This window comes from Aerococcus loyolae, assembly GCF_002871915.2.
GTDB lineage: Bacteria > Bacillota > Bacilli > Lactobacillales > Aerococcaceae > Aerococcus > Aerococcus loyolae.
In genome coordinates this window covers 841,883-855,552 of the sequence record NZ_CP126958.1, presented here as the reverse complement: position 1 = coordinate 855,552, position 13,670 = coordinate 841,883, and the positions used below count along the sequence as shown (strand labels likewise).

Genomic DNA, 13,670 nt, shown 5'->3' with positions numbered 1-13,670 from the left:
TGACAAAAAACGAGTGTGAAGTCAATTAATGCGACCTCCCACTCGATTTCTGACCTATTTTTTAAATAGCTGTTCAGATTATTTTTCTTTAGCTGTCGAAGTAATTAAGTTCATGGCTTGTTTTAATTCAATGTCATGTTTGAGCATATCTTCAGTGACCACGTTCTTAACGGCTTCAACTTCCATATTATAGGTTTCTGCTAGGTTTTCAATTTCCTTAGCAATATCCTCTTCACTCACTTCAATGTTTTCTTCAGCAATGATTTGTTCTAATAATAAATTGGTTTTCACCCGAGTATCGGCATCTTCAGCAAATTGTTGACGTAAGTCTTCTTCAGAAGTACCAGTTAATTGATAGAACATTTCAGGGCTAATCCCTTGACGTTGCATTTCATTCAAGTAGTGGTCTAGTTGACGGTTAACTTCTTCATCGATCATTGCTTGAGGAACAGAAGAAAATTCAGCGTTGTCGACAGCTTGACGAATTGCTTGGTCTTCCACTTGTTCATCAGCTTGTTGGTCTTTAGCTGCTTGAAGTTGTTCACGATACTTAGCCTTCAATTCGTCTAGGCTTTCAACCTCGTCATCCACATCTTTAGCAAACTCATCATCGAGTTCTGGAACTGATTTTTCTTTTACTTCATGAACTTTCACTTTAAAAATAGCGTCTTGACCAGCTAGATCTTCAGCGTGGTATTCTTCTGGGAAAGTGACTTTTACTTCTACTTCATCTCCAGATTTTGAACCCACTAATTGGTCTTCAAAGCCAGGAATAAAGGAATTTGATCCTAATTCCAGGGAGTGATTTTCTGCGCTACCCCCGGCAAAGTTTTCCCCATCGACAGAACCTTCATAGTCAATCACTACGGTGTCGCCTTCTTGAGCTTCTCCTTCTTTAATGGAAAGTTCTGCTAAGTTTTCTTGGGCTTGTTTCAAGCGGTTATCTACATCTTCATCAGTAACTTCACGGTCTTGTTTATCAACAGTTAAGTCCTTGTAATCGCCTAAAGAAACTGATGGCTTGGTTGCTACTTCAGCTTTTAATTCCCAAGAACCACCCTTGTGCATTTTTTCTACATCAAATTTAGGTTGGCCTACAACATCCAAATCAGCTTCTTTTACGGCATTAGCGTAAGCTTGTGGTAAGGCATAGTTTAAAGCATCTTCATATAATGCTTCTTCACCAATCATTTTAACAAAAACTGGGTAAGACACTTTCCCCTTACGGAAACCAGGAATATTAACTTTTCCTTTAACCCGGTTATATGCTTGTTTTAAAGCTTTTTGAGCATCTTCTTTAGAAACGGTAAAGTGTAAAACACCTTCATTTGTCGCTGTTTCTTCAAATTTTACTGACATGCGGTCATTCCCCTAACTATAAATAAATTTCTAAATCAAGAATTAATCCTTAAGATTAATCTACACGTTCAGATATATTACACTAATTCCGGGGCTTTGTCCAATTTATCGCAAAATAATTCTTATCCATTGCAATTTTACAAGCTAGTCTTTAATATCTTTAGATGCATATCAATACTGTGCTTTGATAAAAAGATTGCCTATATTATAATTATATTAAATAGAGGATGTATTTCTCTTAATAATGCCAATTTTTGCTATAATAAATTAATGGTTTGAGAGGAGGTAGGTCATGTATTATCCCAATGGGAAGAAATACCATAAAGCTCTCTCGCTGAATAAGCATTCAAGACGTCAGTCAAAGACAATTTATGCTAAAAGGGGCATGTTGCTGGAGGACATGTTAAATGACTCCAATGCCTGGTATTTATCTCATGACTTGGCAGTTATTCATAAAAAGCCAACGCCTATTCAAGTGGTCCATGTCGATTACCCTAATCGCCAACATGCTAAAATTACGGAGGCCTACTACCGCCAAGCCTCAACCACTGATTATAATGGGGTCTACCAAGGCAGGTATATTGATTTTGAAGCCAAGCAAACGAAAACAAAAACCCGTTTTCCCCTCAATAACTTCCATGACCATCAGATTAAACACATGGAAAAATGTAGTCAGCAAGGAGGTATAAGTTTTGTTATCTTACATTTCACCACCTTGTCACAAAGCTATCTATACCCGCTTAGTGCTTTATTAGAGGACTGGCAAGCCTTTAAAGAGGGGCAAAAAGCTTCAATTAGTCTTAAACGCATCGAAAGCCATGGTTATTTGATTAAAATCGGCTACCAGCCTCCCCTCGATTATTTAGCTGCTCTGGATAAGTATTTACAAAATAACAAATAAAAAGGAAGTGACTCTTTTGTCTACTCATTATCCCCATAATAGAAGGCGCACCTCTGGCTTAAATAAAGAGGAAAAGACACGACAAAGAAAAAATAATAATTTTAACAATAGGCCCTTGTGGCAGAAAATATTACTGGTTGGCCTTGGCGCTGTGGGCAGTCTCTTTATTATTTTAGCTATTATTGCCCTGGTCTGGATTGCCCAAGCACCAAAAATTAGTGAAGGCGATTTACAAGGCTCTGTGGCCTCTGTAGTATACGATAACCAAGGAAACGAAGTTTTTGAAACCAGTCAAAATGAGCGGATTATCGTAGAAGGCGATGAAATCTCTCAAGAAACCTTTGACGCAGTGACTTCAATAGAAGATCGCCGCTTTCTTAAACACCGCGGTGTCGACCCTATCCGTATTATGGGTTCTTTATTCGCAAACCTAAGAGCAGGTGGGATTGCCCAAGGGGGTTCTACCCTTACCCAACAATTAGTGAAACTATCGGTTTTCTCTACAAATGAATCGGATCGAACCTATAAGAGAAAGGTTCAAGAGTTATGGTTAGCTTTACAATTAGAATCACAATTTTCTAAACAGGAAATTTTTGAATACTACATTAATAAGGTTTATATGGCAAATGGTGTCTACGGTATTGGTACCGCTGCAAATATCTATTATGGCAAACCTTTAACTGAGCTAACCCTAGATCAAACCGCGCTTTTAGCCGGGATGCCGCAAGCGCCAAATGAATACGATCCTTACCATAATCCCGATAAGGCCAAAGAACGTCGCGATACCGTGCTCTACACCATGTTAGATAATGACACCATTACTCAAGAAGAGTACCAAGAGGCGATTAGCCAGCCGATCGATCACGGTTTACTCCCCCTTAACGAACAGATTGATACCAATAATCAACAGAAATTGATGCTCGACTCCTACATTCAACAAGTCGCTGCCGACGTTAAGGCGGCAGGTTACGACCTTTACTCCGATGGTTTAAAAGTCTATACTCACCTAGATATGCAAGCACAAACTTTCCTACATCAAACTGCTGAAGATACAAATGGTTTACTTTTCGATAATGATAATATTCAAACAGCCGTATCCGTTCTAGATACCAGCAATAGTCATATCATTGCCCTATTTGGTGGTCGCCATTTAGAAAATCAATTGGGCCTTAACCGGGCTACTCAGTTAAATCGTAGTGTCGGTTCATCCATAAAACCCTTATCTGCCTATGGGCCTGCCTTTGAATATTTAAATTATTCACCAGGTCAAACTGAAAAAGATGAACCTTATCAGTACTCAAGTGGAACCAAGGTTTATAACTGGGACCGCCAATATCAAGGAACTATGACCTTAAGAACAGCCCTGAAGAACTCAAGAAATATCCCTGCTATTAAAGTCTTCCAAGATGTTGGTCCAGAACGTGCCGACGAATTTCTAAAGAAATTAGGAATTACTTTGAATGATGGCAAAGGTCTGGTTGAATCCAATGCTATCGGTGGGGAAATGACTCCCTTACAACTAAGCGTTGCCTATGCTGCAATGGGGAATAATGGTCAATATAATGAAGCTAAAGCCGTTGATTACTTCATTACTACAGACGGAGAAAAAGTTGATGTTCAAGGTGAATCGCATGAAGCGATGAAAGATTCCACGGCCTACATGCTAACCTCTGTCTTAAAAGATACCTTTAAATCAGGTTTATCTTCCTGGATTCATAATCCTAATATTCATGAGGCTGGTAAAACCGGGACGACCAATTACACGGATGACCAAGTTCGCCAATTGAATATTCCAGCCGGAGCTGTCCCCGATCACTGGGCCAGCGGTTATACCAAAAACCATACAGTGACAGTATGGACTGGGCATGATGAGCCTTACCAGGAAAATGGTTACTTAACAAGAGCTCAACAACAAATTGCGGATCGCCTATACCGGCAAGTAATGGACCACTTAGAAAGTAGAAATCCAAGTAGCGATTGGACCCAACCTGACTCCGTCCACACAGTTGATTTAATATTTGGATCAAAACCACTCCGCTTAGCTAATCCAGGCGCTGGTCATAGTGTACGAGACTTAGTCAATAATGAATTGTATCAAGAACTTAAGCAAAATTATGGCAGACAAACCACCATCGATATTGACTCCAATTCCTACTCTGAAAGTAGCGAAGAAGTCGAAACTTATATTTCAAGAGAGAGTGAAAGTCAAGTCGAAGAAAGTAGTCATTCTAGAGTGGAAGAAAGTCACTCAGATAGTGAATTATCTGAGATTGAAGATTCGACCTCACCCTATCCAAAAGAGGATGCACCTAACACAGATCGAGGCAATGAATCTGGTTTACAAAACCCAGCTAGAGAAACACCTAGCTCTCAAAGAGAACCTAGTGTAAGTCCAGGAAATAGCCAAGGAGAAGGTTATAGTCGACGGACCATTTACAGGTCGGGAGGCGATAGTGGACTGCCTAATGCCAGTTAAGGTCTAGAAACTCTAATAACGATAAAAGCCCCCAAGCTTACTTTGGGGGTTTTTCTGACTTTTAATAGTAAAGAGAATTCATTAAAAAAGAGCTGGTGTTCTACGGTGGCTCCATTAAGTCGGACTAAGTATCTAACTTTTGAAGGCATTGCATTTGAAACCAGCTCTTATATTTTCTTTTCTAGTTAGGAAGAATAAGCTGAGGCTAGGCGCGAATGTAATCCGTAATTGCTTGACGCTCATTCTCATTGTCACATAGAATAGCAAATAACTGACTACCTAACAAATCATGGTAAACCTTGGGTAGGTCTTTAACTGCTTTAACATCATTAGCATAGCGTTCCTTAATGTCAGCAACTGAATGTTGGTAATTTTTACCTGCCTGTCTAAATGTCACCACACAATAGCGCGAATTATTGGGGTTAGCAGGAATTTCTTTGCCTAAAACAACCTTGGCATACATATCATATAAGTCGATACTATGGGCGTAGTCATAGGCATCATGACCAAAGCCACCAACAGCACGGTTATTATATTCAATACCCAGATAAGAATTATCCGGCATCCGGAAGAATTCGATATGGAAGAAACGCTCCTTAATTCCAAAGGCTTTAACGACATTTTCGCCAATTCCTTTGAGTTTTGGATCTACTTCTTTTTCAATCCAGTAGACCCCATCGCGGTCACCATTGACCCAATCCAAGGTTGGTTCTTCATAGGTTAGACTTCCATACCAAACAATATTTCCTTCTTGGTCCAATAATCCATCAAAAGTACACAACTGCCCACCTTCAATAAACTCTTCCATAAAATAAGGCGTCGTATGGTCCCATTGGGCTTCAAATTTTTCCAGGTCATTATCATTATCAATCCGGTAAGTATTACCAGCACCTACCCCAACATCTGGTTTTAAGACAACTGGATAACCTAAGGCCTTAGCTGCCCGCTTCAGGCTAACTTTGGTTCTGACTAACCGCCCTTTGGCTACTGGGCACTTAGCCTTCTTAAAGTATTTTTTCATTTCTGATTTGTGTTTTATTTTTTTCAGTTCCTTAGGTTTCATCCCAACAATATTGAATTGCTCACGTAATTGTGCATCTAGTTCTAACCAATATTCTTCTTGGGATTCTATCCGGTCAATTGGACCATATTTATGGAAGAAAAAGGCCACTGCTTTCTTAACAGCTAAAGTATCTTCTAAATTGTCCACCCGGTAATATTCCGTCAGAGCTTCTTTAAGGGAGGCCGGTAGAATGTCATAGGCCTCACTCCCAATGCCTAATACTGTTGCACCATTTTGATGAAGTTTAACTGCGAATTCTTGGAAATTTTGAGGAAAATATGGGGAAATATATATAAAATTCATAATTATCAAACTCCTTTTAAAATGAAGATTACTACAAGTTGGCTTATTAATAGTTAAATTTACCACGAACGCCAATAATAGGCAAGGTAATTGTCTGACTAGCCTAACTTTTATTTTCTAAAAATTTTCCTATATAATAGTACCCACAAGAGAAAGGATTCGACCATGTATCAAGAACATCACAATTTAAAGTCTTGCCATCCCGATAAACACCCCTTAGATTACTACAGCTGGGCAGCAGACCATCCCGAGGCCATCGTCCACTATGTACACGGTATGTCTGAAAGTGCCCTCCGCTATCAGCCCATGGGAGAATGGTTTCAGTCGCAAGGAATCACATTCATTGCCCATGATCAAGTTGGCCATGGTCCTTATGCCCAAACCCATGACTCCCTGGGCTATTTTGGGCCCTATAATATGAAGTTAATTCTGGTAGAAGACCTCTACCGCGTGATTTGCGATGTCAAAGCAGTGAATCCCAATGTTCCTTATTTTCTGATTGGACATTCCATGGGGTCTTTTATCAGTCGGCTTTTCCTACAAAAATACAGTTACATGGTCTCCGGAGCCATTCTCTCCGGTAGCGCCGATCATTCTTGTGTAATCGATTTGGGAAAATTATTGAGCCCAGTATTGACCAAGCTTAACCGTCCCCAAGCGACCAATTTCTTTTTGCACCGTTTCTTATTTGGTGGTCTTTTTACCCAATTTAAACGCCAGCCTAATGAGCGAGATTTGCGGATCTTGAAATACTGGTACCCCCACCAAGAAAAAGTAGACTATCCCCTGGATGGTTTTCCTTTTACTAATGATGGCTTTTGGCATTTAATTAGGTTAGTTGACACCGCTACCAAAAAAGGTTGGGCCAAGACAATTGATCCCCATCTCCCCCTGTATTTTATGAATGGGGCCAATGATTTTTTGCTTGGCCCCCAAAAAAAGCTTTCTGGCGCCTACCAGGAATTGAAGCAAGCTCATTTTCAAGATGTCATTTTTCAAATTTATGAAAAACGCGGTCACGAGCTTTTTCTTTATGACAATGAAGAAGTCGTTTACCGTGATATTCTGACTTGGATAAGTCAACATAGTCAACCCAAACAAGCAAACTCAAGTAATTATTCTCTAAGGAAGTGAAACATATGACTAAGAAAAACTCCATAACCGACAGTGAGCACCAAGTTCTCCGAGTGATTTGGGCTCAAGGAGCAACCACCAGTCGTTTTGTAATCGATAGCCTCAGCGAAAAGACGGGTTGGAAACCCACAACCATCAAAACCCTCTTACATCGTTTAGTCAATAAAGGCTATCTAGCAACTGAAAAAAAAGGAGGACAGTATCTCTACCATCCTCTAATTTCTGAAGCAAGTAGCCAAGTAGCTGATATTAATAATTTACTCAAGCAACATTGTCGCACCCACGCCGATCAATTAATCATTGACATGATCCAACAAAGTGACCTGGACCAAAGCATGCAAGACAATATTTCCCAAGCCCTAAAGGATAAAGAACTTGTCACAACTGTCACTTGCCATTGCATCCCTGGCCAATGCGAGTGTCACAAAGATATTGAGTAATTTTTTTATTCAGTAAGTTGCCAATTAATTGGACTTTGCCCACTCTCAATTAAGAGTTGGTTAGCCTTCGAAAAGGGTCGGGACCCAAAGAACCCTCGGTAAGCTGATAAGGGACTAGGATGGACAGAAGTTAGAACGGCATGCTTATTTTCATCGATAAATCGTCTCTTCGACTTAGCTGCATTTCCCCATAAGATAAAGACAACCCGTTGATTACGCTTATTTAATTGTTGGATAGCAAAGTCGGTGACTCCTTCCCAACCCCGTCCGCGATGTGAATGGGCCTTGCCTTGGCGTACTGTTAAAACAGAGTTTAATAATAAGACCCCTTGCTCGGCCCACTCAGTCAAATTGCCATGGTGAACAGGTTGAAAACCAACATCAGTGCTTAGCTCTTGGTAGATATTATTTAAAGAAGGCGGAATCGCCACACCTTTCTGTACCGAAAAGCTTAGTCCATGGGCTTGATGGGGTTCATGGTAAGGGTCTTGTCCCAAAATAACGACTTTTACCTGGTCAAAAGGGGTTAACTTAAAGGCCTCATAGATATGCCACATATCTGGATAGATCACCTGATTACGATATTCATCTTTTAGAAACTCTCTTAATTTTTGGTAAGCAGGACTTTCAAAAACTGGATCTAAGGCCTCTTGCCATTGGTTGTTAATAATTGTATGCACGCTTGATTTCCCCTTTCCTTTATCGCTTAACTTATACCTAGTCTACCATTTTTTAAAATGTTACAATAGCCATAGTTATAACGGATTTTATAAAAAAGGAGATTTTTATGCTGGAATTAATTGTTTCTGACATGGACGGAACATTATTGGACGGGACCATGCACATCCACCCACGCAATCGTGAGGCCATCATGCATACCTACCAATTAGGTATCCCATTTATCGTTGCTACCGGAAGAAACTTCCACGAAGCCAAGGTACTATTAGACGAAGCCGGTATTCGTTGCCCGATTATCGGTTTAAATGGTGCCATTCTTTTTGACCGAGAAGGTGAGGTAGAGTATGAAATTGACTTAGATGACCAAGTCGCTAAAGAGATTATTCACTATGGACTCGAACATGGCTATTACATGGAAGCCATGACCTCAAAGAACGTCTACTCCAATTCAAAGCACCAACGCCTTCATTATATTGCAGATATGATTCAAAGAATGTCCCCTGAATTGAGCTTTGAAGAAACCCTTAGTCGGGCCAGCCAATCGAATGAGGTTAACTCGATTGAATATATTGATGATTTAACTGCCCTCATTGAAGAAGAAGGCCAGCACATCCTCAAATTAGTCTTTATTCATGAAAAGGGACCTCAAGTTCTCCACCCGATTCAGCAGGAATTAAGTCAGCGTTATGATAACATTTATATCACCTCTTCCTTTAAGTCAAACTTGGAAATTTCTGCTAAGACAGCCAATAAAGGTGGGGCTGTCGCCAAGTACTGCCAAGCCCATGGTTATAATCCTAAAAATATCATGGCTATTGGGGATAATTTGAATGATCTAAAAATGCTGGAAATGGCTGGCTATAGCTTCGCCATGGCTAATGCTGATCCCGCCGTTAAAGAAATCGCTGACTATGTCACCGGTTCTCATAACGAAGGCGGGGTCGCTGATGCTATCTATAAAAGCCTGGATTTGAGTCAGACTAATACGCAATGGGAAAAAGCACCCTATGGCGACTAAGTCCCCTAACTGGCAGAAGCTTAAAGAGCGGCTAAAGTCTAGCTGGCAAAAAATAATTGCCCCAAAAGGCAAAAGCATACTTTTTGTATGTCTGGCTAATATTTGTCGTTCCCCATTAGCAGAAGCCCTGCTACGTGAAAAAATTAAGCAAGCTCACTTCTCTCAATCCATAAAAGTTGACTCAGCTTCCATTGAAAATTGGCGCAATGGTGATAAGGCGGATTCTCGTGTAATACAGCTGCTCAAGGAACATCAAATACCCTATCAAGGACTAAAGAGTCGCCTACTCAAGCCCATGGATGCTAAGCGTTTCGACTTGATTATCTGTATGGACACTACCATCTATGATGCCACTAGAGAGCGTCTGGGAGAAAGTTATTTTTCTAAAATCGTGCCCTTCTCTAATTTCCTTGAAGACCAGGCTGACGTTGATGATCCGATGTTAACCAAAGACTTTCAAACCACTTACCAACAAATTGACCAAGGAACTGATAAAATTATTCACTACCTCCAAAATAATACAATGAATCAATCAGCCAGTGATAGTAAAATTCAATAAACACAAAAGCGACAGGAATTAGAACCCTGTCGCTTTTGCATAAAATAGACTAAAATTATTCAATTTACTGATATTTCACACTGCTAGCAAAGTGCTTTGATCAGCTTATTTAACATAGGTAAGGATATCATCTAAGCGGTCAACAATGGCAAGCGCCTGAGCCTTATTCTTCTCACTAGCTGCGACTAAGTCAGGAACCATGATGGTATCAATCCCTGATCGATAGCCAGCCTCAACCCCCGCTACAGAGTCTTCAATAATTAAAGCGTCGTCCTTACTTTGACCTGTCTTTTCTAAGGCCTTTAAAAAGATTTCAGGATGAGGCTTAGAATGTGTAACTTCATCACCAGAAGTAAAACCATCGATGTAGGAACTAATTCCAGCTCCTTTTAACCTGGAAATCACTTCTGAATGATTACTGGAAGAAGCCACATGGATGGTAACTTCCATGTCTTTAAGAGCCTCGAGAGTCTCTAGTAAACCGGCTTTATTGTCGATACCAGATTCAGCCTCAATTTCAACAAATCTTTGCTCAGCTTCATCGAAAAGCGTTTTGGCTAAATCTTGGCTGCCCGTTTTTTCCACTAGGGCCTGTAGGCAGGCTGCTGCTGTTCGACCGGCATGCTGGTCGATATATTCCTGATCGGTAAATTCTATTCCTCGCGCTTGAAAAACCTCTTGATAGGCCTTAAGGTAAACAGATTCTGTATCAATTAGGGTTCCATCCATATCAAAGATAACAACTGATTTCACTGGGTCACTTCCTTCATTTCATATATTTATATAAATCGCTTACATTTTTTATCATATCACACTGCCCTTATGAGAACAAATTAGAGCTTCATCTTCTCATTTACTGTTTGCAATCAAAGTTTTAATTCGTTATGATTAGTCAGTATGAGTGACTGAAGCTACTCGATCATCAAAAAAAGTGAGGAATCATCATGTTACAAGTTTCAAATGTTAGCCTACATTTTTCTGACCGCAAACTTTATGACAATGTCAATTTAAAATTTAATCCCGGAAATTGCTATGGCATTATCGGTGCCAATGGAGCAGGGAAATCTACCTTCCTTAAAATCTTGTCTGGGGAAATTGCCCCTTCTACTGGTGAAGTCAGTAAAGAAGCCAACGAACGCATTTCGGTTTTAAACCAAGACCACTTTGCCTTTGAAGAATACACCCCAATTGATACAGTTATTATGGGGAATAAAGAACTTTACCAAATTAGAGAAGAAAAAGATGCCATTTATGCAAAAAGTGACTTCAGCGAAGAGGATGGTATTCGTGCCGGTGAACTTGAAGCCCAATTTGCGGAAATGAACGGTTGGGAGGCTGAATCTGAAGCTTCTCAATTACTCCAAGGTTTAGGAATTGCAGAAGACAAACACTATCAACTGATGAGTGAACTCGAAGAACGCGATAAAGTTAAGGTACTCTTAGCTCAAGCCCTCTTTGGAAATCCTGATATTCTCTTACTCGATGAACCAACCAATGGTTTAGATGCGGATTCTATCGAATGGCTAGCTGAATATATTATTAACTTTCCTAATGCAGTTATCGTGGTTTCCCATGACCGCTATTTCTTAAACCAAGTATGTACCCATATCTGTGATGTTGACTTTGGTAAAATTAAACTTTACGTGGGGAACTACGACTTTTGGAAACAATCCAGTGAGTTAGCAGCAAAATTACAAGCTGATGCCAATGCCAAAAAAGAAGAAAAAGTTAAAGAATTAAAGGCCTTTATCGCCCGTTTCTCAGCCAATGCTTCCAAATCCAAGCAAGCAACTTCTCGTAAGAAAATGTTGGATAAGATCGAGCTCGATGATATTCAACCATCTAGCCGTAAGTATCCCTATGTTGGCTTTGAACCAGAACGCGAAATTGGTAATGATGTCTTGACCGTGGAAGGCCTCTCTAAAACAATTGATGGCGTCAAAGTACTAGATAATATTACCTTCCACCTGAAAAATGATGATAAGGTAGCCTTTGTCAGTCGCAATGATGTCGCTGTCACTACCCTTTTCCAAATTTTAATGGGTGAAATGGAGCCGGATTCTGGTAGCTTCAAGTGGGGGGTTACCACCAGTCAAAGTTACCTGCCGCGTGACACCTCAAAAGAGTTTGAAAATAGTGACCAATCAATATTACAATGGCTCTTCCAATACGCTAAGACGCCTGAGGAACAAGACAATACCTTCTTGAGAAGTTTCTTAGGACGGATGCTCTTCTCCGGTGATGACGTGAATAAACACGTTAATGTGCTATCTGGGGGCGAAAAAGTCCGCTGTATGCTCTCTAAAATGATGCTGTCTAAGGCTAACGTCCTAGTAATGGATAATCCGACTAACCACCTTGACCTGGAATCGATTTCCAGCTTGAATGATGGCTTAATCCGCTTTAAAGGCGTCCTATTATTCTCATCCCACGATAGAGAATTTCTTTCAACCATTGCTAACCGGGTGATTCATGTCAGTCCTAACGGCTTAGTTGACCGGATTGACACCGGCTATGAAGAATATCTCAATAACGAAGATACCCAAGCCAGAGTTAATGCCTTATACCAAGATTAACAAGTGAATAATGACATTCAAAAAGCCCAAAAGGACCTTACAAGCTTTTGGGCTTTTTGAGTGTCTTCTCATTTAATAGCTAGCTATTGCCTCAAGAAAATGTTGGGTTCTTTCTCTTTGGGGTTGCCGGAAGAAAGTTAGGGGATCATTTTCTTCGATAATTTTTCCTTGGGCCATGAAGACAATATGGTCAGCAACATGACGAGCAAAGGACATCTCGTGCGTAACTACTACCATAGTCGTGCCTTTGTCAGCCAGTTTGGTAATCCAGTTTAAAACATCATCCACATAGTCGTATAGTCACCACATTAATCAAAGAGATCTATGACAAAATAGACGTTTTATAAACAGAATAGTTTTATCTAAAAAGCCGCAATAGCTAATCTCGTAAGCTATTGCGGTCTTCTGATAAACTCATTATCTTAAAAGCGATCTAAGACATTGAGAAACTTATGAACTCTCTGATTTTTCTGAGCATTAAAGAAAGTATAAGGATCGCCCTCTTCAATCACTTCTCCCTGCTCCATAAATATAATATGATCAGCAACATTCTTAGCAAAGGACATTTCATGGGTCACAACGACCATGGTAGTTCCCTTTTTAGCAAGTTCAGTCATGATATTTAAAACCCCATCGACTAATTCCGGGTCTAAAGCTGAAGTCGGTTCATCGAACAGAATGAGATCAGGACTAGGTGCAATTGCTCTAGCGATCCCCACTCTTTGTTGTTGACCACCAGAGAGTTGATTAGGATAGCGATCCTTGAGTTTAGCCATCCCTACCCAGTCAAGGATTTCTTCACTTCGAGCCACTGCTTCATCCTTTGCCCAGCCTCGCGCTGTGACCAGGGGTTCTAGCAGGTTTTCTAAAACCGTTTTATTATTAAACAAATTATAATTTTGAAAAACAAAACCAATATGTTGTCTGATTTTCAAAATTTCTTTTCGAGTAATTTTGCTTAAGTCATAATGCTCTCCTAAGAGGCCAAATTCACCATGATCTGCCTTTTCTAAGAAGTTTAAACACCGTAAAAGGGTGGTCTTTCCTGACCCACTAGGGCCCAAAATAGCAATCACATCTCCGGAATCAACCGTTAAATCGATTCCTTTCAATATTTTTTGACCAAGAAAGGATTTGTGGATATTTTTAACATTCAACATCAT

13 protein-coding genes are annotated in these 13,670 nt (G+C 40.1%); 7 read left to right on the top strand and 6 right to left on the bottom strand.

All coding sequences use genetic code 11. The features are described 5' to 3' along the window. Positions 1-78 precede the first annotated feature (78 nt). Entirely contained in the window at positions 79-1,359 is a 1,281-nt protein-coding gene (gene tig, locus CJ190_RS03940; protein WP_064293117.1) for a trigger factor, read from the bottom strand. A 292-nt stretch (positions 1,360-1,651) separates the two neighbouring features. On the opposite strand from tig, the gene recU reads away from it, so the two are divergent. Further along, entirely contained in the window at positions 1,652-2,260 is a 609-nt protein-coding gene (recU, locus tag CJ190_RS03935) for a Holliday junction resolvase RecU (protein WP_064293118.1), read from the top strand. A 7-nt stretch (positions 2,261-2,267) separates the two neighbouring features. Beyond that, a complete protein-coding gene (locus CJ190_RS03930; RefSeq protein ID WP_064293119.1) occupies positions 2,268-4,736 on the top strand; it encodes a transglycosylase domain-containing protein in 2,469 nt (822 codons plus the stop codon). 205 nt (positions 4,737-4,941) lie between these two features. On the opposite strand, the gene CJ190_RS03925 is transcribed toward CJ190_RS03930, so the two are convergent. Next, positions 4,942-6,102: an ATP-grasp domain-containing protein gene (locus tag CJ190_RS03925; RefSeq protein WP_070597931.1), complete on the bottom strand. Its 1,161-nt coding sequence runs from the start codon at positions 6,100-6,102 to the stop codon at positions 4,942-4,944. A 165-nt stretch (positions 6,103-6,267) separates the two neighbouring features. On the opposite strand from CJ190_RS03925, the gene CJ190_RS03920 reads away from it, so the two are divergent. Further along, complete coding sequence (locus CJ190_RS03920) at positions 6,268-7,236, top strand: alpha/beta hydrolase (protein WP_064293121.1); 969 nt, start codon at positions 6,268-6,270, stop codon at positions 7,234-7,236. 5 nt (positions 7,237-7,241) lie between these two features. Further along, positions 7,242-7,676 carry a BlaI/MecI/CopY family transcriptional regulator gene (locus CJ190_RS03915; protein WP_064293122.1) on the top strand — a complete coding sequence of 145 codons (435 nt, stop codon included), beginning with the start codon at positions 7,242-7,244 and terminating at the stop codon, positions 7,674-7,676. Positions 7,677-7,681: 5 nt separating this feature from the next. On the opposite strand, the gene CJ190_RS03910 is transcribed toward CJ190_RS03915, so the two are convergent. Beyond that, positions 7,682-8,356, bottom strand: a complete 675-nt coding sequence (locus tag CJ190_RS03910; RefSeq protein ID WP_064293123.1) for a uracil-DNA glycosylase — start codon at positions 8,354-8,356, stop codon at positions 7,682-7,684. Positions 8,357-8,463: 107 nt separating this feature from the next. Between CJ190_RS03910 and CJ190_RS03905 the strand changes: the two genes are divergently transcribed. Continuing rightward, the gene (locus tag CJ190_RS03905) at positions 8,464-9,372 is read left to right on the top strand and encodes a Cof-type HAD-IIB family hydrolase (protein ID WP_064293124.1); all 909 of its coding nucleotides are present in this window, start codon (positions 8,464-8,466) and stop codon (positions 9,370-9,372) included. Beyond that, complete coding sequence (locus tag CJ190_RS03900; RefSeq protein WP_082888676.1) at positions 9,362-9,931, top strand: low molecular weight protein-tyrosine-phosphatase; 570 nt, start codon at positions 9,362-9,364, stop codon at positions 9,929-9,931. The genes CJ190_RS03905 and CJ190_RS03900 overlap by 11 nt, the downstream gene beginning before the upstream one ends. Before the next feature lie 105 nt (positions 9,932-10,036). On the opposite strand, the gene CJ190_RS03895 is transcribed toward CJ190_RS03900, so the two are convergent. Further along, the gene (locus CJ190_RS03895; protein ID WP_064293125.1) at positions 10,037-10,684 is read right to left on the bottom strand and encodes an HAD family hydrolase; all 648 of its coding nucleotides are present in this window, start codon (positions 10,682-10,684) and stop codon (positions 10,037-10,039) included. Between the two features lie 191 nt (positions 10,685-10,875). Between CJ190_RS03895 and CJ190_RS03890 the strand changes: the two genes are divergently transcribed. Then, complete coding sequence (locus CJ190_RS03890) at positions 10,876-12,507, top strand: ABC-F family ATP-binding cassette domain-containing protein (RefSeq protein WP_064293126.1); 1,632 nt, start codon at positions 10,876-10,878, stop codon at positions 12,505-12,507. A gap of 72 nt (positions 12,508-12,579) precedes the next feature. Here the strand turns inward: CJ190_RS03890 and CJ190_RS03885 are convergent, their stop codons facing one another. Together CJ190_RS03885 and CJ190_RS03880 are read right to left on the bottom strand one after the other, a co-directional pair. After that, positions 12,580-12,795 (bottom strand): ATP-binding cassette domain-containing protein, encoded by a 216-nt coding sequence (locus tag CJ190_RS03885; RefSeq protein WP_064293127.1) that lies wholly within the window; start codon positions 12,793-12,795, stop codon positions 12,580-12,582. Between the two features lie 134 nt (positions 12,796-12,929). Beyond that, entirely contained in the window at positions 12,930-13,667 is a 738-nt protein-coding gene (locus CJ190_RS03880; RefSeq protein ID WP_064293128.1) for an amino acid ABC transporter ATP-binding protein, read from the bottom strand. Positions 13,668-13,670 lie beyond the last annotated feature (3 nt).

Excerpts from the sequence above, each read along its gene's own strand:
- tig (WP_064293117.1), bottom strand. The coding sequence starts at position 1,359 with ATGTCAGTAAAATTTGAAGAAACAGCGACAAATGAAGGTGTTTTACAC.
- recU (WP_064293118.1), top strand. The coding sequence starts at position 1,652 with ATGTATTATCCCAATGGGAAGAAATACCATAAAGCTCTCTCGCTGAAT.
- CJ190_RS03925 (WP_070597931.1), bottom strand. The coding sequence starts at position 6,102 with ATGAATTTTATATATATTTCCCCATATTTTCCTCAAAATTTCCAAGAA.
- CJ190_RS03920 (WP_064293121.1), top strand. The coding sequence starts at position 6,268 with ATGTATCAAGAACATCACAATTTAAAGTCTTGCCATCCCGATAAACAC.
- CJ190_RS03915 (WP_064293122.1), top strand. The coding sequence starts at position 7,242 with ATGACTAAGAAAAACTCCATAACCGACAGTGAGCACCAAGTTCTCCGA.
- CJ190_RS03905 (WP_064293124.1), top strand. The coding sequence starts at position 8,464 with ATGCTGGAATTAATTGTTTCTGACATGGACGGAACATTATTGGACGGG.
- CJ190_RS03900 (WP_082888676.1), top strand. The coding sequence starts at position 9,362 with ATGGCGACTAAGTCCCCTAACTGGCAGAAGCTTAAAGAGCGGCTAAAG.
- CJ190_RS03890 (WP_064293126.1), top strand. The coding sequence starts at position 10,876 with ATGTTACAAGTTTCAAATGTTAGCCTACATTTTTCTGACCGCAAACTT.
- CJ190_RS03880 (WP_064293128.1), bottom strand. The coding sequence starts at position 13,667 with ATGTTGAATGTTAAAAATATCCACAAATCCTTTCTTGGTCAAAAAATA.